Below are 20,861 nucleotides of genomic sequence, written 5' to 3' on the forward strand. Positions count from 1 at the left end.
GCAGGGCGCTGAAGCGAAACGCAAGGAGTTCCTGCGGCAATCCGCTACGGGGGTCACGTACAGTAGGGGAACTGCTCCCCGGGGCCTTGGGTTGATTGGATATGGTGCAACGGACCTTAACCCTGTTGACTCTGCTGGTGGCGGCTCTGGCGGCCGCTCCGGCGGCGGGTCAGGAGGGGCCGTTCCAGATCGTCTGGGTGGTCGTGGGCGAGGCGTCGAGCGGTTCCGGCAAGGCTCCGGCGCATGCCGGACGGCAATTGTTCATGGCTTCCGACCTGGTCTCCAAGAGCCTCGCCAATGTCAGAGTGGAACAGGTCGACGTCGAGCCCGTCGTCAATGAGCTGGCGCTCGGTCAGCGCCTGTGCGTGGCCAGGATGAATATCCGGACGTTGGGGCCGGGCAAGCAGTTGATCGGCGGCGCGCCGCTCTCGATCTCGATAAGACAGGATCACAAACAGCGCCTGGGCCTGAGCCGGAGCAAACGGGATATCTGTTTGCAACCGAGCGCGGCGGGTGAATATCCGGTGCGTCTCACAAGTATGTTACCGGCGCGTGATGGCACCACGCGCGGCGCGCAAGTGTACTTGCGGGTAAAAGCGAACGATCAAACCAACCAGCCGTCGGCCGCCGACCTCCCTGACGCTCGTTAGAGACATTGCCCAAGGTACACGGATGTACTTCGCCGCCACGGGCGGCGGCGGAGAGGAAAAACCACGCTTTTTCCTCGGAGCATGACCGTCGTGACAGGATGCCCGATCGGTCATTGTCCATTAGTGCCGGGCCCAAATTTCACGCGTTCTTCACGCGTGCAATCACTTTGTCGTCACGAGCCGGCGGCAAAGTCTCCACCATGAAAACCAGACACTCATTGCACGACTGCATCGCCGCGCCTTCGGTTGCTGAAGCCGAGCTCATGCCGCGTGCCTGGAGCCGCTCTGGACAGGTTTTACAACTGTGGAGTACGACTCGTGAATATTCATACCAGGCTCGTTGGCGCTCTCGATGCCATTATTCTTTGTACCCTCGTGGGCGTGATGGTGGCGATGATGCTCGTGTTGCTGGGACCACCGCGCAGCAGCGACTCGCATGAGTTGCTGGGCAAGCGGGCGACGGTGACGATCGAGCAGATCGCGTAACGGAGGATCAGCGCAGCGACAGGGTTTTCAGCCAGTCGCGCCCGCGATCGCCGTAAACAAGGAAGTGCGGATTCAGCAGATCCGCTTTGGTGTTGTAACGCAGGCGCTCACCGTTCGTTTTGACGACCACGCCGCCGGCGGCCTCGACGACCGCTTGCGCGGCCGCCGTGTCCCATTCGCTGGTCGGACCGAAGCGCGGATAGAAATCCGCGCTGCCTTCGGCGATCAGGCAGAACTTCAATGAGCTGCCGACGGCGACCAGCTCATAGGGCGCCAGCTTCGGCAGATATTGATCGAGCGTGTCGCCGCGATGTGAGCGGCTGCCGACGATGCGTAATGGGCTGTCGGCGGGCGAACGAACTCGCAGCGGCTCCGCTGCCTGCGCATCGACTTGCTTGATGGCGCCGATGCCGACCGCGCCGGTGTACGTGGTACTCGTGACGGGCACGTGCACGACGCCGAGCACAGGCACGTGATCTTCGATCAACGCGATGTTGACCGTGAATTCGCCATTGCGCGACACGAACTCCTTGGTGCCGTCGAGCGGATCGACCAGCCAGTAGCGGGTCCATTTCTGCCGCTGCTCGTAGGAGATATCGGCGGCTTCCTCGGACAGCACCGGCAGCTCCGGTGTCAGTGCTCGCAATCCCTTCGAAATGATCTCGTGCGAGCGCAGATCCGCGACGGTGAGCGGCGACTGATCGGTCTTGTGGGTGACTTCGAACTGTTCGCCGTACACGCTCAGGATCGCGTCGCCAGCCTGTTGCGCCAGCTTGACGACGTTCGCCAACAGTTCTGCTCGAGTCACGGCGGTTTCCTTACAGGCCGGACAACTCGTCCGCCGGATACAGCATACCGGCGTCGCGCAGCCGATTCATGATCTCCTCAGCCGCGGCCTCCGGAGAAGACAGTGCGGTGCGCAGATGAATCTCGGGATGCTCCGGCGCCTCATACGGCGACGTGATGCCGGTGAAGTTTTGCAGCTCGCCGCGACGCGCCTTCTTGTACAGGCCCTTCGGGTCGCGCTTCTCGGCTTCTTCCAGCGGCGTATCGACGAACACTTCGAAGAACTCGCCCTGCTGCATCAGGTCGCGCGCCAGACGTCGTTCCGAACGGAACGGCGAGATGAACGACACGAGCACGATCAATCCCGCGTCCACCATGAGCTTGGACACTTCAGCGACGCGACGGATGTTCTCGACGCGGTCCGCATCCGTGAAGCCCAGGTCCTTGTTCAGGCCATGGCGCACGTTGTCGCCATCGAGCGTGTACGTGTGTCGACCGAGCGAATGCAGGCGTTTCTCGACCAGATTTGCGATCGTCGACTTGCCGGCACCCGACAAGCCCGTGAACCAGAGCACGCAGGCACGCTGTCCCTTCAAGCCCGCGCGCGCATGTTTGTTCACATCGAGTGCCTGCCAATGGATGTTCTCGGCGCGACGCAGAGCGAAGCTCAGCAGGCCGGCACCGACCGTATCATTGGAGATCTTGTCGATCAGGATGAAACCGCCGGTCTCGCGATTGTCCGTGTACGGATCGAACGCGACGGCGCGGTCCAGGCTCAGATTGCACACGCCGATTTCGTTGAGCTCCAGCTGTTTCGCGGCCAGATGCTCCAGCGTGTTGACGTTCACCTTGTATTTCGGCGTCGTGATGCTGCCGGTGACGGTGCGCGAGCCGAGTTTGATCAGATACGGGCGGCCGGGAAGCATCGCTTCCTCGTGCATCCAGATGATGGTTGCCTGAAATTGATCGGCGACCGCCGGCGGCGAGGCAGCCGCGGCGATCACGTCGCCACGACTGATATCGACTTCGTCGGTCAAGGTGAGCGTGATCGATTGTCCGGCGACGGCCTGCTCCAGATCGCCATCGTGAGTGACGATGCGAGCGACCTTGCTGGTGCGTCCCGATGGCAACGCGCGAATCGTGTCGCCCTTGCGGATCGAGCCGCTGGCGATCGTGCCGGCGAAACCGCGGAAGTCCTGATTCGGGCGATTCACCCATTGCACGGGCAGACGGAACGGCCGCTGCTGCAAGTCGTCGTCGATCTCGACGGTCTCGAGATACTCCATGAGCGTCGGGCCCTGATACCAGTTGGTCGCGGAGCTGCGCTCGAGCATGTTGTCGCCGCGCAGGGCCGAGAGCGGTACGGGCACGATGTTCGTGAGACCGATCTGAGCCGCGAACTCGCGATACTCGGCGACGATCTTGTCGAAGGTCTGTTGCGAATAGCCGACCAGATCCATCTTGTTGATAGCCAGCACGACGTGTTTGATGCCGATCAGGGACACGATGTAGCTGTGCCGGCGTGTCTGAGTCAGCACGCCCTTGCGGGCGTCGATCAGGATCACCGCGACATCGGCGGTCGACGCGCCGGTGACCATGTTGCGCGTGTACTGTTCGTGGCCCGGCGTATCCGCGACGATGAATTTGCGTCGATCGGTCGAGAAGAAACGGTACGCGACGTCGATGGTGATGCCTTGCTCGCGCTCGGCGGCCAGGCCATCGACCAGCAATGCGAAATCCAGCTCGCCGCCCTGCGTGCCGACCTTCTTGGAATCGGCTTCAAGCACAGTGAGCTGATCCTCGAAGATCATCTTGGATTCGTACAGCAGCCGGCCGATCAGGGTCGACTTGCCGTCATCGACGCTGCCGCAGGTGATGAACCGCAGCAGGCTCTTGTGCTCGTGGGACTTCAGGTAGGCCTGAATATCGGTCGCGATGAGATCTGATTTATGAGCCATGATTCAAATTACCGAGGCTGCGCTGGGCAGCTCTGACCAGTCAGTAGTCATTAGTCACCAGTCACTTCGGTCTAGAAATAACCTTCCTGCTTCTTCTTCTCCATCGATGCGGCGCTGTCGTGATCGATCACGCGGCCCTGCCGTTCCGAACTGGTCGTCAACAGCATTTCCTGGATGATCTCGGGCAGCGTGGCTGCCTCGCTCTCGATGGCGCCGGTCAACGGATAGCAGCCGAGCGTGCGGAAACGCACCGACTTCATTTCCGGCTGCTCGCCGGGACGCAGCGGCATGCGGTCGTCATCGACCATGATCAGCGTGCCGTCGCGCCGGACCACCGGGCGCCGGGCGGCGTAATACAGCGGCACGATGGGAATGTTCTCCAGATAGATGTACTGCCAGATGTCCAGCTCGGTCCAGTTGGAGAGCGGGAACACGCGCAGGCTCTCGCCCTTGTTCTTGCGCGCGTTGTACTGGTTCCACAGCTCGGGGCGCTGACGCTTCGGGTCCCAGCGATGCTGGGCCGAGCGGAACGAGAACACCCGCTCCTTGGCGCGCGACTTTTCTTCGTCGCGACGGGCGCCGCCGAAGGCTGCGTCGAAGCCGTACTTGTCCAGCGCCTGCTTCAGGCCCTGGGTCTTCATCACGTCGGTGTGCACGGCCGAGCCGTGAGTGAACGGGCCGATGCCGCGATCCAGGCCGTCCTGATTGATATGGACCAGCAGCTGCAGCCCCAGGTCCTGGGTCAGCTTGTCCCGGAACGCGATCATGTCGCGGAACTTCCAGGTGGTGTCGACGTGAAGCAGCGGGAACGGCGGCTTGGCGGGATAGAACGCCTTCATCGCCAGGTGCAGCATCACCGCGCTGTCCTTGCCGATGGAATACAGCATCACCGGCCGCTCGCACTCGGCTACCACCTCTCGAAGGATGTGGATCGACTCGGCTTCGAGTCTTTGTAAATGGGTCAATCTGGTCATCGAAGAATTGTGCGTTAAGCGCCTTTGACTGCATATCGCAACTGGTACGGCGACGCTGCAATCTGGTTATAAGCAGGTCACCGCTCGCGCCCCCTACCGGTCGACGTAGCTAAAATCGCGGGCTTTTCAGATACATATGCTTACAATCTTTTAACACTACTTGGCCGGGGGCCGTGCTGAACTTCCATCCTGGCGCGGCAACTAACCAGCAGGCCAGCCCCTGGCCGGCCATTCGTATCGAAGGCTGGCCATCACGAATAAAGTCCTCCAGCATGCCCAGAACGCACACACAACTGCCCATGGCGGTGCCGTCGAGAACGGCACGCGGCGCCCACGTGTTCCGGTCGCTCGTGGCCGGGGCGGTCGCCGTGGCGCTCACCGGTTGTGCCGTGGGGCCGGATTATCGGCCGCCGCAGACAGTAACCCCCGACCAGTGGCACGAGTTGCCTGCCACCGGCGTCCGCGTCGAGTCGCCGGATGCGCCGTCGCTGGCGGCCTGGTGGACCACGCTCAACGACCCGCAGCTGAATGAGTTGATCGAGCGCGCGCTTGCCGACAACAAATCGGTGAAGCAGGCCTATGCTCGCGTCGTTCAGGCGCGTGCGCAACGGGCCATCTCGGGCGCCGGGTTCTGGCCGAACCTCAGTGGCTCGACCAGTGCCAGTCGCAGCGAGTCCGAATCGAATCTCAATGAGCGTGGCGAAGCGGTCAGCACGGTTGGCGAAAGCTACAGCGCCGGCTTGAGCGCGAGTTGGGAATTGGATCTGTTCGGCGGCCAGCGACGCTCGTATGAAGCGGCCACTGCACAGCTCGCCGCCACTGAAGCGCAGTTGCGCGACGTGTTGGTCGTTCTGCTCGGCGACGTGGCGTTGAGCTACGTTGGTGTGCGAACCGCGCAATCGCGGCTGGATTTCGCCGAACGCAATCTCGAATCACAGCGCGAGGCGCTCGATATCACGCGCTGGCGTGCCGACGCCGGTCTGACGACCGTGCTCGATGTCGAGTCGGCCAACACCAGCTACCAGCAGACGCGCTCGCAGATTCCGCTGTTGGAATCGAGCCTGGTCCAGAACATGAACCGGCTCGCGGTGCTGACTGGCCAGACGCCCGGCGCGCTGGAGTCGGCGCTGCAAACGCGTAAACCGATTCCAGTGGCGCCCGTTGATATCGTCGCGGGTGTGCCTGCCGATGTATTGCGGCGTCGACCGGACATTCGGAGCGCCGAACGTCAGCTGGCCGCGCAGACGGCACAGGTCGGTGTCGCGACGGCCGCGCTCTATCCGAGCTTGTCGTTGAGCGGCTCGATCTCCTGGCAGTCGTTGACTGCCAGCGATCTGCTCGACGGCTCCCGCCTCGAGCGCAGCGGCGTGTCGCTGAGCCTGCCGCTGTTCAACGGCGGCGCCTTACGACAGAACATCAAGGTTCAGAACGCGCTGGTCGATCAGGCGCTCGCTTCCTACGAGTCGGTCGTGCTGGCCGCGTATGAAGAAGTGGAGAACTCGCTGGATTCCTGGAGCAGCGAGCAACGACGCCACGTCGCGCTGATCGAGGCCGTTGGCAGCGCGCGCCGCGCGGCCGAGCTGGCGCTGGTCCAATACAACTCCGGTCTGGTCGACTTCCAGACCGTGCTCACCGCCGATCGTCAGCTGCTTTCATTGGAAGATTCGCTCGCGGTCAGCGACGGTGAGATGACTTCCAATCTGATTCGTCTGTACAAGGCGCTCGGCGGTGGCTGGTCGGTGTTCCCGACCGCGACCACCGGCAGCTGATCGCCATCTCAAGGGTCCGCATGGATACTGAAACCACCAACTCCACCGATCTCTCGCGCACTCTGAGAGAAGGGCTCCAAGGCTCGCCGTGGCAGCGCTACCTCAAGTGGGCGGCGATCGTCATCGCGATCCTCGCGGCCGGTTATTACTTTTTCGGTCGCGGCGACAGCAAGGCGGTCACGTACACGACCCAGGACGTGGTCAAAGGCGACCTGACCGTCACGGTCACGGCCACCGGCAATCTGGAACCGAGAAATCAGGTCGAGATCGGCAGTGAGCTGTCCGGCACGGTCTCGAAAGTGAATGTCGATGTGAATGCCGAGGTCAAAGCCGGCCAGGTGCTCGCGGCCCTCGACACCACGCGCTTGAAAGCACAGGTATTGCAACAGGAAAGCTCGCTCGCGTCGGCGGAAGCGCGTGTGTTGCAAGCGGATGCGAGCGCCAAGGAAGCCCGAGCGAATTACGCGCGTTTGGAGAAGGTGCGCGAGTTGAGCGGCAACAAGCTGCCTTCGCAACAGGATATGGATGTGGCGGAAGCCGCGGTCGCGCGTGCGGATGGTGAGCTGGCGGCGGCGAAGGCGGCGGTCGCTCAATCGCGCGCGAGTCTGGAAACGGTGCGCACCGATCTGGGCAAGACCGAGCTGCGCTCTCCTATCAATGGCGTGATCCTGGTTCGCTCGGTCGAGCCGGGTCAGACGGTCGCCGCGTCGTTGCAGGCGCCGGTGCTGTTCATCATGGCGGAAGATCTGAAGAAGATGGAGTTGCATGTGTCGGTGGACGAGGCCGACGTGGGTTCGGTCCAGGTCGGGCAGGAAGCGTCGTTCACGGTCGATGCCTATCCGAACCGTCGTTTCTCGGCGCGCATCACGCAGGTTCACTTCGCGTCCAGCAACACCAAGGCGAGTTCTTCTTCCAGCAGCTCCAGCCAGGCGAGCGCGACGTCCACCGGTGTGGTGACTTACGAGACCGTGCTCGAGGTCGACAATCCGGAGCTGCTGCTGCGTCCGGGCATGACCGCCACGGCCGAAATCGTCACGACGAACATCGAAGACGCCGTGTTGGTGCCGAACGCAGCGCTGCGTTTCTCGCCAGAAGCGGCAGCTCCGTCCGGCCCGCAAGCGGGCGGCGGTCCGCTGTCGGCGATCATGCCGAGAATGCGATTCGGCGGTCCTCGCCAACAACAGAAGGGCACGGGTCGCCGCTTGGGTCGCGCTTACATCATGGAGAATGGCAAGCCGGCGTTGGTGATGTTTCGCGCGGGCGCGACCGACGGTCGCATGACTCAAGTGCTGCCGTTCGAGCGTCCGCCCAATGCGGAAGGCAACCGTCCCGCGGGTGGTAACGGCAACGTGCCTCCCGGCGTGGATCCGGAAGAAATGCGCAAAGCGTTCGAGCGCAAGCTCGAGCCTGGCACCAAGGTCATCACCGATTCCTCCGGAGCGTCGGCACCGTGACCGGGATGCCTTCGGCACCCACGCCCATCATCGATCTGTCGCAAGTGACCAAGATCTACGGTCACGGCGCAGGCGAGGTGCGCGCGCTGCGTGGTATCGATTTGCGCATCAACGCGGGTGAGTTCATCGCGGTGATGGGCCCCAGCGGCTCGGGCAAGTCGACGTGCATGAACGTGCTCGGTTGCCTCGACACGCCGACCGGTGGAACTTATAAGTTCCTCGGCGTGCCGGTCGGCAACATGAGCCCCGATCAACGCGCGCTGCTGCGTCGGAATTATCTCGGCTTCGTGTTCCAGGGCTTCAACCTGCTGAGTCGCACGACCGCGTTGGAGAACGTCGAGTTGCCGCTGGTGTATCGACATGTTCCCAAAGAACAGCGTCGTGCCCTGGCGCGCAAAGCGTTGCAGGAAGTCGGGCTCGGTGGACGTGAAACTCATGTGCCGAGTCAGCTGTCCGGTGGTCAGCAGCAACGCGTCGCGATTGCGCGTGCCATCGTGACTCAGCCGCAAGTGCTGTTCGCCGACGAGCCGACCGGCAATCTGGATACGGCCACCAGCGTCGAAATCATGAAGCTGCTGACCAGCTTGAACGAGCAGCGTGGCATCACGATCGCAATGGTCACGCACGAGCCCGACATCGCCGGCTGGACCCGTCGCATCGTGCGTTTCCGCGACGGTTACATCGAAAGCGATCAGATCAACGAGCCGGTGCGGGAACTGTAATGTTCGGCAATGCCATCATCCTCGCCTTGCGCGAGATCCGCCGCAACGTACTGCGCTCGACGCTGACCATTCTCGGCATCGTCATCGGCGTCGGCGCCGTCATCACCATGGTCACCATCGGTGAAGGCGCGACCGCCCAGGTGCAGCAGGACATTCAGAAGCTCGGCTCGAATCTGCTCCAGGTATTTCGCGGCCAGGGCTTCGGCGGTGGCGGTGGCGCACGCTCGTCGGCACCGCCGTTCTCGATGGAAGACGTCAACGCGATCAAGAACGAGGTCGCCGGCGTGCGTGCTGTGGCGCCGACCATCGGCACGGGGACGCAGGCCATCTATGGAAATTCCAATTGGTCGACTCAGGTGCAAGGCACCGACGATCAATACATCTCGGTGCGTGACTGGCCACTCGCGAGCGGACGCAATTTTTCCGAGTCGGAGCTGCGTGCCGGCGCTGCGGTCTGCATTCTCGGCGCCACCGTTCAACGCGAGCTGTTCGGCTCGGAAGATCCGCTGGGTGCCAACGTTCGTCTGGGCAAGCTGTCCTGTCAGGTCATCGGCACGCTGACCTCGAAGGGTCAATCCGGCTTCGGTCAGGATCAGGACGATCTGGTGGTCCTGCCGCTGCGAACCGTGCAACGACGCATCGTGGGCAACGCCGACGTCAATTCCATCATGGTATCGGCGCGCGACGGTGTGTCGACTGAAAAAGTACAAGCCGATCTGGAATCGTTATTGCGCGAGCGACGCAAGGTCCGTCCCGGCGCCGATCCCGATTTCAACGTGCGTGATCTCAAGGAGATCAGTAGTGCGATGACCCAGACGACGCGCGTGCTCACCAGTCTGCTCGCGGCCGTCGCCGCGGTGAGTTTGCTGGTCGGCGGCGTCGGCATCATGAATATCATGCTCGTGTCCGTGACCGAACGAACGCGCGAGATCGGCACGCGTCTGGCGGTCGGCGCCATGGCGCGAGATGTACTACTTCAATTCCTGATCGAAGCGGTCACGCTAGCGGCGTTCGGCGGCATCATTGGTATCGCGTTGGGCCTGTCGGCCGGCGCGCTTGCGACTCACGCGTTTCATGTGCCGTTTGTTTTGAACGTGGGCATCGTCATGCTGTCCTTCGCGTTCTCGGCGGCGGTCGGCATCATCTTCGGCTATTTCCCTGCACGGCGCGCCGCGCAGCTCGACCCCATCGAGGCGTTGCGGCACGAGTAGCAGGAATGTGAGGGTCTGTGCCATCACGCTCCGCGATCGTCTTGTGCGCGTTGTTGCTGTCCGGATGTGCCACGTTGCCGGACGGCAAGGGTTGGGGTGAACAGGCGACGGTGGCGCCTGGCTGGGAACGCGTGCGCGAATCCGCTGTGAATGCCGCGAAGGACCCCTGGACCTGGGGGCCGTTGCTCGGTGCGGCGGCATTTCAGATCGACGACTTCGATCGGCGCACCTCCGATTGGGCTCGCGATCACACCCCGGTCTTCGGCTCACAACACAGCGCCGAACAGTGGAGCGACGACCTGCGCTCCGCGTCCAGCATCGCCAACTACATCACTATCCTGGCGACTCCCAGCGGCGATGAGCCCGGCGAGTGGCTGCTCAACAAACTCAAAGGAACATTGGTGAACGTGGCCGCGGTGAGTGCGACGGGCCAGATCACCAATTTCATGAAGGACGCCGCCGGTCGCGAGCGACCGAACGGTGCCGATGACAAGAGCTTTCCTTCCGGCCACACCTCATCGTCCGCGGTGCATACCCGACTGGCTTCGCGCCAGCTGGAATCGATAGACATGTCGGACGGCACGCGAACCGCGCTCGACGTTGGCTTGCATGCGCTCACGATCGGCACCTCGTGGGCCCGCATCGAAGCTGGCTGGCACTATCCGTCGGACACGCTCTTCAGCATGGCGCTCGGCAATTTCATCGCGTCCTTCGTCAACGATACCTTCATGGGGTTGTCGCCGTCGCAGCCGGCACTGACGGTGCAGGTCGTCGACCACGGCGCGGTCATCGGGTGGCACGTGCGCTTCTAGGCGGGTGGCGCGACTTCGCCCGAAGGAGGACAATCCCAGGCCCCCAATCAATAACACCAGCACCGCCATGAAAACCCGTGCCGCCGTCGCCCTTGCCGCTGGCAAGCCCCTCGAAGTCATGACCCTGGACCTGGACGGGCCGCGCGATGGTGAAGTGCTGGTGGAGATCAAAGCGTCGGGCGTCTGTCATACCGACGAATTCACCCGCTCGGGCGCCGATCCGGAAGGCCTGTTCCCGGCCATCTTCGGTCACGAAGGCGCCGGTGTGGTGGTCGACGTCGGTCGCGGCGTGACCACGTTGAAGAAGGGCGATCATGTCATTCCGCTGTACACGCCGGAATGTCGGCAATGTAAGTCGTGCCTGTCCCAAAAGACCAACTTATGCACGGCGATCCGCGCCACCCAGGGCAAGGGCGTGATGCCGGATGGAACCAGCCGCTTTTCCATCGGCAAGGACATGGTCCATCACTACATGGGCTGTTCCACGTTCTCCAACTTCACCGTGATGCCGGAGATCGCGCTGGCGAAGATCCGCGAGGACGCGCCGTTCGATAAGGTTTGCTACATCGGCTGCGGTGTGACGACGGGCATCGGTGCCGTCATCAACACGGCCAAAGTCCGGCCCGGCGACAACGTCGTGGTGTTCGGTCTGGGCGGCATCGGCTTGAATGTGATTCAGGGCGCGCGCCTCGCCGGCGCCAACAAGATCGTGGGCGTGGACATCAATCCCGCTCGCAAGGCGCTCGCCGAGGAGTTCGGCATGACTCACTTCGTCAACCCGAAGGAAGTGCAGGGCGAGCTGGTGCCGTATCTGGTGGCGTTGACCGATGGCGGCGCCGACTACAGTTTCGAGTGCGTCGGCAACGTCGACCTGATGCGTCAGGCGCTCGAGTGCTGTCATCGCGGTTGGGGTGAATCGATCATCATCGGCGTCGCCGGCGCCGGTCAGGAGATCAAGACGCGGCCGTTCCAGCTGGTGACGGGCCGCGTGTGGAAGGGCACGGCTTTCGGTGGCGCGCGCGGCCGCACCGACGTGCCAAAGATCGTCGACTGGTACATGGATGGCAAGATCAAGATCGACGAACTGATCACCCACCAGATGCCGCTCGACGACATCAACAAAGCCTTCGACCTGATGCACTCGGGCGAGTCGATCCGCTCCGTGGTGGTTTACTGATTCAACCTCTCAGCTTTGGAGGGCACCGGTCATGACGCTCAATCTGGTTTCGGAGCACGCCTGTTTCGGTGGCTCGATGCGTTTCTATTCGCACGAGTCGCGCGAGTGTCGCACGGAAATGCGCTTTTCCGTGTACCTGCCGCCGCAAGTGAAGAAAGTCAAAGTGCCGGTGCTGTATTACCTCGCCGGCCTCACCTGCACCGAAGAAACATTCATGGTGAAGGGCGGCGCACAGCGTCTGGCCGCCGAGCTGGGATTGGTGTTGGTGGCGCCGGACACCAGCCCGCGCAAGGCGCGGCAGCCGGGCGATGATGCGAATTGGGATTTCGGGCTGGGCGCCGGGTTCTATGTCGATTCGACGCAAGAGCCCTGGTCGCAGAACTATCGCATGTACAGCTACGTGACCCAGGAGCTGCCGCAGATCGTGCAGTCGCTCGGCTCGGGGCTTGCGGATCGCCAGGGAATTTTCGGTCACTCGATGGGTGGGCATGGCGCGCTCGTGTGCGCGCTGCGTAACCGTGAGCAGTATCTGTCCGTGTCGGCGTTCGCGCCGATCTCGGCGCCGATGCAATGTCCGTGGGGGCTCAAGGCGTTCGGCGGCTATTTGGGCGAGGACCGCGAGCAGTGGAAGCAATATGACGCCAGCGAGCTGATTCGCGCGCAGCGTTATCCGCGGCCCATCCTGATCGATCAGGGCGACAGCGATAAATTCCTGGTCGAGCAGCTGAAGCCGGAGCTCTTCGCCGCCGCCGCGCGTGAGTCGGGCAGCGAGCTGCGCTATACCTTGCGGCCGGGCTACGACCACGGTTATTACTTCATCTCCACGTTCATGGAAGATCATCTGCGACATCACGCGAGGCTACTGATTCCTTCGTGAGTCGATCGCGTCGATTACCCGTCTGGCTGATTCTGATCGCTGCGATGACCGCCGTCGGGCCGGTCTCGATCGATATGTATTTGCCTGGCTTTCCTGCGATCGAGCAGGAGTTCGGCACGCGCGGTGTCGAAATCACCATGGCGGCGTTCATCATCGGTCTGGCGGTCGGCCAACTGTTCTATGGACCGATCAGCGACCGCTTCGGCCGCAAGCCGCCGCTGTACGTCGGGTTCGCCGTCTACATGATCGGTGCGCTGGGCTGTGCGCTGGCCGTCAACATGACCATGCTGACGGTGATGCGTGTCGTGCAGGCGCTTGGCTGCTGCGCGGGGCTGGTGATTGGTCGAGCGGTCGTTCGCGATCGCTGTGAGCCGCATGAGGCGGCTCGTGCCTTTACCACGCTCACCATGATCGTTGCACTCGGGCCGGTGCTCGCACCGGCGGTGGGTGGTGTCGTCGTTACTTACTTCGGCTGGCGCGCGACATTTGTTGTGCAGGCGGTGCTGGGGTTGACGCTGATGGTCACCATGCATCGTGTGCTCACGGAGTCCAATGTGACTCGTGCTGCCGGCGTGAGCTTCGCCGATGTTCTTCGCAACTATGCGCGTTTGAGTTGCGATCGCCAGTTCATGGCGTTTTCTTTGCTGCTCGGGTTCTCGATGGGGTCGATGTTCTGTTATGTGACTGGCGCGCCCAAGGTCATCATCCAGAACTATGGATTGTCCGCCCAGCAGTTCGGCGCGCTGATCGGCTTGAACGGCCTGGCGTTCATGTCGGCCAGCATCCTGAACATGCGTGCGCTGCGGACGATGACGCCTCGTGAAGTGCTCGGCCGGTATATCTGGGCTTCGCCGCTGCTCGGGCTCGCTCTGTTTACGTTGAGCCTGTTGTTTGCCTTGCCGCTCTACGTGGTGGTGGGCTTGCAGCTGCTCTTCTTCCTCTCCGTCGGCCGCGTCAGCCCCAACGTCTCCGCCCTCGCTCTCGCCCCTCACGGCCGCGCCGCCGGCACCGCCTCCGCACTGATGGGCGCCACCCAGTCCGCGTTGACGACCTGCGCCGGCGTCGCCGTCGCCATCTTTAACGACGGCACCGTCCACACCCTCGCCGCCATCATGGCTAGCGGCGCTTCGCTGGCGCTGCTGTGTTATCTGTGGATCAGGCAAACCCTGACGAAGCCGGGTTAATTCGTTTCTTAGCCGCAAAGTTCAGGTCACGGCCTGAGCGAACTTCGTCCTAAGGTTCGCCCATGCCATCACAACAACACGAAGTCTTGGTTGATCTCTTTCGCAGTCGCCCGCAGCTTGCGCCGCAGCTGATGCGAGAAGTGTTGGACGTGCCCCTGCCTCCCTACACTGATGTGGAAGTCGGCTCCGCAGATTTGACCGAGGTGCAGCCCACGGAGTACCGCGCGGATCTGGTTCTGTCGCTATCCAACGAGGCATCTCAGTTCAGCATCATCGTCGAAGTGCAACTGTCCCGTGACGATAGGAAACGTTTTGCCTGGCCGGCGTACGTTGCCAACTTGCGCGCCCGCCGGCGTTGCCCGGTTTGTTTGCTGGTCGTTTGTCCGGACTCGGCGGTGGCTGAGTGGGCGGCAAAGCCTGTCTCGCTCGGCTGCAAGAATCTCTTTGCTCCCCGTGTGCTCGATTCGCATGCGGTGCCCAAGATTGTCGACAGCGCTGATGCAGCAAAAAATCCAGACCTTTCCATCTTGTCGGCGTTAGCGCACGGACATGACCCCGATGCGAAGTTGGCGGCGCAGATTGCCGCTGTTGCACAGGGGGCCAGCATGAGGCTCGACGAAGACCGGGCCCAGCTGTATTTTGATTTGATCCTGAATTCACTTAGCGAGGCGGCCCGCGAGGTGCTGTTGGAGACCATGCGTCCATTCAAATACGAATATCAAAGTGACTTCGTCAAAGGTTACGTCGCCCAGGGTCGAGCGGAAGGTCGAGTGGAAGGTCGGGCGGAAGGTCGGGCGGAGGGCCGAGTCGCCATCCTCACGCGTCAGCTGACAGCGCGATTTGGTTCATTGAGCGATGAGGCGAAGGCGTATATCGCGTCCAAGTCCATCGAGGAACTGGATGCGGTTGCTGATCGCTTGCTGACCGCCGCGAGCTTGGAAGAAGCGCTGGACCCGAAAAACTAATGACGCATGTCGATGAGTCGGAGTTTCCAACGGGTGCAAGGATTGCCTCGGCCGCGCTGGGCGCCATCATGGGGTTCGATGCTGATCGAGCCAAGGTGTACTGCGATCTGATTCTGAGCTCATTGAGTGAGTCGAATCTCGCGGCGCTGCAGGAGATGCCCTCATTCAAAGATAAATATCGGAATTATTTCGCCAGCCTCTATGTGGCGGAGGGATACATGCAGGGATACATGGAGGGATACGTGGTGACCATTGCGCAGCAGTTGGCGAGGCGTTTCGGTCCGCTGAGTGCGGAGGCCATGACGAAAGTCGCGTCCAGCTCCATCGAGGAGCTGAATCTAATGGGTGAGAGGTTACTGACTGCCGTGAGCTTGGAAGCAGCGTTAGCCCCGACGAGCTAACGCCAGCGGCTCAAGTCCAGCCTTCCAGCTTCGTCTCCATCGTAATCTCCGCCTTGAGCAGGCGAGAGATCGGGCAGCCGGCTTTCGCGGCTTCGGCGGCTTTCTGGAAATCGGGCGGCGTGGCGCCAGGGACTTTGGCGCGAACTTTCAGGTGGACGGCGGTGATGGTGAAGCCCGCGTCGGTTTTCAGCAAAGTAACCGCCGCCTCGGTCTCGATCTTCTCGGCGGTTTTGTTTTCAGTGCCGAGCTGAGCGGACAGGGCCATGCTGAAACATCCAGCATGAGCCGCGGCGATCAACTCTTCCGGGTTGGTCCCCTTGCCTTCCTCGAAGCGAGTGGCAAAGGAATATTGAGTGTCGCTGAGCACGCCGCTTTCGGTGGAGATCGAACCCTTGCCGTCTTTCAGGCCGCCTTTCCAGACGGCGGAAGCTGTGCGTTTCATTCCGTTGCTCCTGTGGAAGTGGGTTGAGACTCGACGAGTGTGATGGTGTGCGTTATCTCGGCCGTCTTGGCGATGATGGCGCTGGCCGAGCAGTATTTCTCGGCCGACAGCGCCACCGCGCGCTCGACCTTCTTGCTGTCGAGCGCGTGGCCAGTCACGGTGTAGTGCATCTGGATTTTGGTGAACACTTTCGGATCGGTGGTGGCGCGCTCGGCTTCGATGTCGACGACGCAATCGGTCACCGCCTCACGGCCGCGCTTCAAGATCAGCATGACGTCGAAAGCGGAGCAGCCGCCCAGGCCGAGCAGCAGCATCTCCATGGGGCGCACGCCGAGATTCCGGCCGCCGGCGTCGGGTGCGCCATCCATGACGACGGAATGTCCCGAGCCGGACTCGCCGACGAACATCACATCTTGAACCCATTTGATCCGTGCTTTCATCAGCCGATCCCGCCGATGCACAGGTACTTGATCTCGAGATAATCCTCGATGCCGTACTTCGAGCCTTCCCGGCCGATGCCGCTTTCCTTCACGCCGCCGAACGGCGCGACTTCGGTGGAAATGATGCCTTCATTGATGCCGACGATGCCGCTCTCCAGCGCCTCGGCCACGCGCCACACACGGGCGATGTCACGAGAGTAGAAATAAGAAGCCAGGCCGAACTCAGTGGAGTTGGCCAGCCGGATGACTTCCTCTTCAGTGTCGAACTTCATCAGCGGCGCCACCGGGCCGAATGTTTCCTCGCGCATGGCGAGCATGTCGGCCTTCACGCCGGTCAGCACCGTCGGCACGTAGAAGTGACCGCCACCTTCGACGCGCTTGCCGCCGACCAGCACCTTCGCGCCCTTGCTCACAGCATCGCGCACGTGCTCCTCGACTTTGGCGACGGCCTTCTCTTCGATCAGCGGGCCGATGATCGTGCCCTGATCCAAGCCGTTGCCCACCTTCATCGCCGACACCTTCTCCGCGAGGCGCGCGGCGAAGCGGTCATAGATGCCGCTCTGAACGTAGATGCGATTGGCGCAGACGCAGGTCTGACCGGCATTGCGATACTTCGATGCGATCGCGCCGTTGACCGCCGGCTCCAGGTCGGCGTCGTCGAACACGATGAACGGCGCGTTGCCGCCCAGCTCCAACGACACCTTCTTCACCGTGCCCGCGCACTGAGACATCAGCAGCTTGCCGACCGGCGTGGAGCCCGTGAAAGTCAGCTTGCGCACGAGAGGATTGCTCGTGAACTCGCCGCCGATGGGCTTCGGATCGCCCGGCACGACGGAGATGATGCCGGGAGGCAAGCCCGCCTTCTCGGCGAGCACGCACAAAGCGAGCGCCGAGTACGGCGTCAGCTCGGAAGGTTTGATGACCATCGTGCAACCAGCGGCGAGCGCTGGGGCAACCTTGCGCGTGATCATCGCGGTCGGGAAGTTCCAAGGCGTGATCGCGGCACAGACACCGATGGGCTGCTTCAGCACGACGATGCGCTTGTCCTGGCCGTGACTCGGAATCACATCACCGTAAACGCGCTTGGCTTCTTCCGCGAACCATTCGATGAAGGAGGCGGCATAGGCGATCTCGCCGCGGCTTTCCACCAGCGGCTTGCCCTGCTCGACGGTCATGAGCACGGCGAGATCTTCCTGATTCGCCATGATCAGATCGAACCATTTCCGCATCAGCTGCGCGCGCGCCTTCGCGGTCCGCGAGCGCCAATCGGCCAGCGCTTTATCGGCGGCTTCGATGGCTTCGCGCGCTTCCTTGACGCCGCAATTCGGTACGGTGCCGATGAGTTGCCCATTGGCGGGGTTGAGGACTTGCTTCACTTCGCCGCTGGCTGCATCCACCCAGCGCCCACCGACGAAGGCTTGCTGGCGAAACAGACTGGGGTCGCGAAGAGAAAGCGTGCTCTGGGGGGCGGCGGCCATGAAATGCTCCGAGGATAAGAAGTCAGCGTCGATCGATCAGTCGTCGACCAGCTGCTGACCAGGAAACAAAGCTTCGTTGAAACCAAAACTGCGCAGGTCGCGGATGCGCATGGGATAGAGGATGCCGTGCAGATGGTCGACTTCGTGTTGCACGACGCGCGCGTGAAAGCCTTCCACCGTGCGATCGATGGGCTGGCCCTTGGGGTCGAAGCCGCGGTAGCGCAGCTTGGTATAGCGCGGCACCAGGCCGCGCATGCCCGGTACCGACAGACAACCTTCCCAGCCTTCTTCCATCGTCTCGGTCTGCGGCTCCAGCACCGGGTTGATCAGCTCGGTGTACGGCACTTCTTCGGCCTGCGGATAGCGGGGATTCTTGCCCACGCCAAAGATCACGACTTGGAGAGACGTGCCGATCTGTGGGGCCGCGATGCCGGCGCCGTTCAGCGCGGCCATGGTGTCCTTCATATCCTGCAGCAGGGCGTGCAGCTCGGGCGTATCGAAGCGCTCCACGGGCTTGGCCACCTGCAGGAGCACCGGATCGCCCATTCTCAAGACCGGCCGGACCGACATGTCGATAATCGTCGTGAAGAGAGCTGATGAGATACCAGTATAGTATCGCCCCAGCCAAACCCAAGAACTTGACCTCGAACGTCTGTCATCCAACTGTCTCTATGTCGTCGCCACCTCATGTTCTGGTCCTGGCCGCCGGCGCCTCGCGGCGTCTGGGGCAGCCCAAGCAACTGGTGAAGCTGGCCGGCCGGCCGGCGCTACATATTGTGGTGTCGAACGCGGTGGCGGTCGCGGGTCATGCGGTTACCGTCGTGGTCGGAGCGCACGCGCGCGAGTTGACGCACTTGTTGGCCCACTCGCCCGCCTCGGTCATCGTGAATCGTCAATGGGAAGAGGGCATGGCATCCTCGCTGCGCTTCGGCGTCGCTTCGCTACCGCCCGGATGCCAGGCAGTGATGGTGCTACTCGGCGATCAAGTGGCCGTGACCGCCGACGATCTGAAGCGTCTGGTGAGCGCCTGGAAAGGTGAGGAGAGCATGATCGCCGCCAGCGTCTACGAGCAGCGCGTCGGTGTGCCCGCAATCTTTCCACGCTTGAGTTTCAGCGAGCTCGCCGAGCTGCGCGGCGATCAAGGCGCGCGCAGGGTGCTCGAACGTAACAATTACCGTCTGGTCCGCGTGCCCATGGCGAACGCGGCCATCGATCTGGACACGCCGGAAGACCTTGCCGCGCTGAACGAACGTTTTCAGCGGACGGAATCGACCTACAACCCCGAGAACTAAACGCTTGCGCGTCGTCATCATCCTGCTGCTCATCGCGTTCGTGATTGCCGTCATCTGGCTGCGAGCCAAGCGCAAGCGCTGAAACATCGGCCGCCGCTCGGTCGTTACTCCTGCGACTGTCGTCGCGGAGGGTTGCGTCATGCAGGAGTTTTTCCAACAGCATCTGGTCGCCATGGTGATATTGCTTGCGCTGGCGATCGCGCTGACCATTTTCGTGTTCCGTAAACGGAAGTTCGAACCCGGCTATCGCAAGGGCGAGGCGGCCGATCCGCAGCGGGTGAAGGAACAGAACCGGCCCGACGAGTGGAGCCGGAGTCATTGACGCTGGCGGTCAGTCCTGAGGTGACGGCGCGGGTACGCCGAGCGAGGCGAGCGCGCCGATCAACATGGACGCGGTGTAGGGCTTCACCAGAACCCCGATGCGCTGATCCGCGGCGAACTTGTCTTTGAGCTCGCGCTCACTGCGGCCGCTGGCGATCAGGATAGGCAGGTTGTGTAGCTTGGCGCGCATCTCGGCGGCGAGCTGGTCGCCGGGGCGGTCGGGCAGACCCATGTCCACGATGACCGCCGAGATATCCAGCGCGCCGGTCAGAGCCGAACTCGCTTCCGCGGCGTCGCCTGCCTGCAACACGTGAAAGCCGGCATCTTCGAGGGCATCCACGGCAAACATGCGGACGAGCATTTCGTCTTCGACGATGAGTACCCGCGCTGGTCCCGATTGCTGATCTGTCATGGGGGTGTTGGTTGTTACTGGTTGCCGCCATGGCGACCTTGAGCGTTGCGCGGCGGAGTGTACTGCAGTCCCTGGGTCGTGCGTATAACGTACGGTAAAACTTGGGAAAAGTACGTCATAACGCACCTTAGGTAAGTTTTTCAAGGACAAAATGGCAGCTTGTGACGCGGCGACGCGGAACTTTCTACAAGAGCGGCGCATTGGTTGGTCTGCGCCGCGATCTGACTCGAAACAACGACATATTCTCAAGGTGCCGCGAGTTCGGGTGCAGTACAGGCGTGGCCGCCTGCCGACGGCCCGCTTTGGCGCAACACTATTCCGGAGTAGCGGCGCGGTGGACGAGCTCATCGCATGCAAATGAATTCCGATCCCCCCGCAACGCCCGACACCGCGCGCGCATTGCGCGTATTGATCGTCGAGGACGAATCGCTGGTCAGTCTGTTCCTGCAGGGCGTACTGCGGGACCTGGGCCATGAAGTCAGCGGTATCGCCCCTTCTTTGAGAACTGCCCTGGCTTTTGCCGCAGGCACGCCAACGGACTTGGCCATCGTGGATGTCGGCTTGGCCGGCGACGGTGGTGACGGCATCGATGCAGCCGTTGCCCTGCGCGCCCGTCATGGAATTCCCGCCCTGCTGATGACGGGAGCCCCATTGGCCTCCCTGGGTGAACGGGTCAAGGATGCCCAACCTCTCGGCTTCCTCGCGAAGCCCTATACCGAAGCGGATGTGGAGCGAGCATTGATCGCGGCGGTGGCGCAGCTACCGCTACAGATCTGATCGGAAGGCTGCGCCAGCAGGCGCGCGGCTGAGCGAATCCCGCGGGAACAGCCCGCTCCCGCCCTGGACCATCGACGGGTGAGCAATGGCCCAAGCTGTAATCGATACGACATCGTCACTGGAACGTGGCGACATCCTCAAAGCCCTGCGCTTGCTGAAGCGCGGCGACTTTTCGGTGCGCATGCCGATGGACCTGGCGGGCATCGATGGCGAAATCGCCACGGCCTTCAACGACGTGGTCGAGCTCAACGACTCCATGACCCGCGAGTTCGC

At 62.4% G+C, this 20,861-nt stretch carries 24 protein-coding genes; 15 read left to right on the top strand and 9 right to left on the bottom strand.

Annotation, left to right across the window (positions count from 1 at the left end):
• Window positions 1-101 precede the first annotated feature (101 nt).
• The gene (locus EKO19_RS37595) at window positions 102-650 is read left to right on the top strand and encodes a hypothetical protein (protein ID WP_129782586.1); all 549 of its coding nucleotides are present in this window, start codon (window positions 102-104) and stop codon (window positions 648-650) included.
• 139 nt (window positions 651-789) lie between these two features.
• Here EKO19_RS37595 and EKO19_RS39640 read toward each other — a convergent pair whose 3' ends face one another.
• Window positions 790-915, bottom strand: coding sequence for a hypothetical protein (locus EKO19_RS39640; protein WP_281281157.1), 126 nt, complete (start codon window positions 913-915; stop codon window positions 790-792).
• Window positions 916-968: 53 nt separating this feature from the next.
• Between EKO19_RS39640 and EKO19_RS38545 the strand changes: the two genes are divergently transcribed.
• The gene (locus EKO19_RS38545; protein WP_157995635.1) at window positions 969-1,136 is read left to right on the top strand and encodes a hypothetical protein; all 168 of its coding nucleotides are present in this window, start codon (window positions 969-971) and stop codon (window positions 1,134-1,136) included.
• A 7-nt stretch (window positions 1,137-1,143) separates the two neighbouring features.
• Here the strand turns inward: EKO19_RS38545 and cysQ are convergent, their stop codons facing one another.
• The 3 genes from cysQ to cysD all read right to left on the bottom strand — a co-directional run bounded on the left by cysQ (window position 1,144) and on the right by cysD (window position 4,890).
• Window positions 1,144-1,944, bottom strand: a complete 801-nt coding sequence (gene cysQ, locus EKO19_RS37600) for a 3'(2'),5'-bisphosphate nucleotidase CysQ (RefSeq protein WP_217705853.1) — start codon at window positions 1,942-1,944, stop codon at window positions 1,144-1,146.
• 10 nt (window positions 1,945-1,954) lie between these two features.
• On the bottom strand, window positions 1,955-3,880 hold the full coding sequence (cysN, locus tag EKO19_RS37605; protein WP_129782588.1) for a sulfate adenylyltransferase subunit CysN: 1,926 nt from the start codon (window positions 3,878-3,880) through the stop codon (window positions 1,955-1,957).
• 71 nt (window positions 3,881-3,951) lie between these two features.
• Window positions 3,952-4,890 (bottom strand): sulfate adenylyltransferase subunit CysD, encoded by a 939-nt coding sequence (cysD, locus tag EKO19_RS37610; RefSeq protein WP_281281158.1) that lies wholly within the window; start codon window positions 4,888-4,890, stop codon window positions 3,952-3,954.
• A 236-nt stretch (window positions 4,891-5,126) separates the two neighbouring features.
• Between cysD and EKO19_RS37615 the strand changes: the two genes are divergently transcribed.
• The 10 genes from EKO19_RS37615 to EKO19_RS37660 all read left to right on the top strand — a co-directional run bounded on the left by EKO19_RS37615 (window position 5,127) and on the right by EKO19_RS37660 (window position 15,426).
• Complete coding sequence (locus EKO19_RS37615; protein ID WP_217705854.1) at window positions 5,127-6,623, top strand: efflux transporter outer membrane subunit; 1,497 nt, start codon at window positions 5,127-5,129, stop codon at window positions 6,621-6,623.
• Between the two features lie 20 nt (window positions 6,624-6,643).
• Window positions 6,644-8,077 carry an efflux RND transporter periplasmic adaptor subunit gene (locus tag EKO19_RS37620; RefSeq protein ID WP_129782590.1) on the top strand — a complete coding sequence of 478 codons (1,434 nt, stop codon included), beginning with the start codon at window positions 6,644-6,646 and terminating at the stop codon, window positions 8,075-8,077.
• Between the two features lie 5 nt (window positions 8,078-8,082).
• On the top strand, window positions 8,083-8,799 hold the full coding sequence (locus EKO19_RS37625) for an ABC transporter ATP-binding protein (protein WP_129782591.1): 717 nt from the start codon (window positions 8,083-8,085) through the stop codon (window positions 8,797-8,799).
• Window positions 8,799-10,010 (top strand): ABC transporter permease, encoded by a 1,212-nt coding sequence (locus tag EKO19_RS37630; protein WP_129782592.1) that lies wholly within the window; start codon window positions 8,799-8,801, stop codon window positions 10,008-10,010. The genes EKO19_RS37625 and EKO19_RS37630 overlap by 1 nt, the downstream gene beginning before the upstream one ends.
• Before the next feature lie 17 nt (window positions 10,011-10,027).
• Window positions 10,028-10,822 carry a phosphatase PAP2 family protein gene (locus EKO19_RS37635; RefSeq protein WP_129782593.1) on the top strand — a complete coding sequence of 265 codons (795 nt, stop codon included), beginning with the start codon at window positions 10,028-10,030 and terminating at the stop codon, window positions 10,820-10,822.
• A gap of 67 nt (window positions 10,823-10,889) precedes the next feature.
• Window positions 10,890-11,999 (top strand): S-(hydroxymethyl)glutathione dehydrogenase/class III alcohol dehydrogenase, encoded by a 1,110-nt coding sequence (locus EKO19_RS37640; protein ID WP_129782594.1) that lies wholly within the window; start codon window positions 10,890-10,892, stop codon window positions 11,997-11,999.
• 31 nt (window positions 12,000-12,030) lie between these two features.
• Complete coding sequence (gene fghA, locus EKO19_RS37645; protein WP_129782595.1) at window positions 12,031-12,876, top strand: S-formylglutathione hydrolase; 846 nt, start codon at window positions 12,031-12,033, stop codon at window positions 12,874-12,876.
• Window positions 12,873-14,060, top strand: coding sequence for a multidrug effflux MFS transporter (locus EKO19_RS37650; protein WP_129782596.1), 1,188 nt, complete (start codon window positions 12,873-12,875; stop codon window positions 14,058-14,060). Before fghA ends, EKO19_RS37650 begins: the two co-directional genes overlap by 4 nt.
• A gap of 62 nt (window positions 14,061-14,122) precedes the next feature.
• Window positions 14,123-15,025, top strand: a complete 903-nt coding sequence (locus EKO19_RS37655) for a DUF4351 domain-containing protein (protein WP_129782597.1) — start codon at window positions 14,123-14,125, stop codon at window positions 15,023-15,025.
• Window positions 15,025-15,426 (top strand): DUF4351 domain-containing protein, encoded by a 402-nt coding sequence (locus EKO19_RS37660; RefSeq protein ID WP_129782598.1) that lies wholly within the window; start codon window positions 15,025-15,027, stop codon window positions 15,424-15,426. Before EKO19_RS37655 ends, EKO19_RS37660 begins: the two co-directional genes overlap by 1 nt.
• Window positions 15,427-15,436: 10 nt before the next feature.
• On the opposite strand, the gene EKO19_RS37665 is transcribed toward EKO19_RS37660, so the two are convergent.
• From EKO19_RS37665 to def, 4 genes are read right to left on the bottom strand one after another with little or no spacing between them, the layout of a single operon-like run.
• The gene (locus tag EKO19_RS37665) at window positions 15,437-15,868 is read right to left on the bottom strand and encodes an OsmC family protein (RefSeq protein ID WP_129782599.1); all 432 of its coding nucleotides are present in this window, start codon (window positions 15,866-15,868) and stop codon (window positions 15,437-15,439) included.
• Entirely contained in the window at window positions 15,865-16,308 is a 444-nt protein-coding gene (locus tag EKO19_RS37670) for an OsmC family protein (protein ID WP_129782600.1), read from the bottom strand. Before EKO19_RS37670 ends, EKO19_RS37665 begins: the two co-directional genes overlap by 4 nt.
• A complete protein-coding gene (locus tag EKO19_RS37675; RefSeq protein ID WP_129782601.1) occupies window positions 16,308-17,786 on the bottom strand; it encodes an NAD-dependent succinate-semialdehyde dehydrogenase in 1,479 nt (492 codons plus the stop codon). Before EKO19_RS37675 ends, EKO19_RS37670 begins: the two co-directional genes overlap by 1 nt.
• Before the next feature lie 36 nt (window positions 17,787-17,822).
• Window positions 17,823-18,356, bottom strand: a complete 534-nt coding sequence (def, locus tag EKO19_RS37680; protein ID WP_129782602.1) for a peptide deformylase — start codon at window positions 18,354-18,356, stop codon at window positions 17,823-17,825.
• A 101-nt stretch (window positions 18,357-18,457) separates the two neighbouring features.
• On the opposite strand from def, the gene EKO19_RS37685 reads away from it, so the two are divergent.
• Complete coding sequence (locus tag EKO19_RS37685) at window positions 18,458-19,078, top strand: nucleotidyltransferase family protein (protein ID WP_157995636.1); 621 nt, start codon at window positions 18,458-18,460, stop codon at window positions 19,076-19,078.
• A 139-nt stretch (window positions 19,079-19,217) separates the two neighbouring features.
• Entirely contained in the window at window positions 19,218-19,400 is a 183-nt protein-coding gene (locus tag EKO19_RS37690) for a hypothetical protein (RefSeq protein ID WP_129782604.1), read from the top strand.
• 9 nt (window positions 19,401-19,409) lie between these two features.
• Here the strand turns inward: EKO19_RS37690 and EKO19_RS38550 are convergent, their stop codons facing one another.
• Window positions 19,410-19,811 carry a response regulator gene (locus EKO19_RS38550; protein WP_157995637.1) on the bottom strand — a complete coding sequence of 134 codons (402 nt, stop codon included), beginning with the start codon at window positions 19,809-19,811 and terminating at the stop codon, window positions 19,410-19,412.
• A 351-nt stretch (window positions 19,812-20,162) separates the two neighbouring features.
• Here EKO19_RS38550 and EKO19_RS37700 point away from each other — a divergent pair, with 351 nt between their 5' ends.
• Window positions 20,163-20,588 (top strand): response regulator, encoded by a 426-nt coding sequence (locus EKO19_RS37700; protein ID WP_129782606.1) that lies wholly within the window; start codon window positions 20,163-20,165, stop codon window positions 20,586-20,588.
• Window positions 20,589-20,861: the final 273 nt, after the last annotated feature.

The sequence above is a fragment of the Peristeroidobacter soli genome, assembly GCF_004138485.1.
Lineage (GTDB): Bacteria > Pseudomonadota > Gammaproteobacteria > Steroidobacterales > Steroidobacteraceae > Steroidobacter > Steroidobacter soli.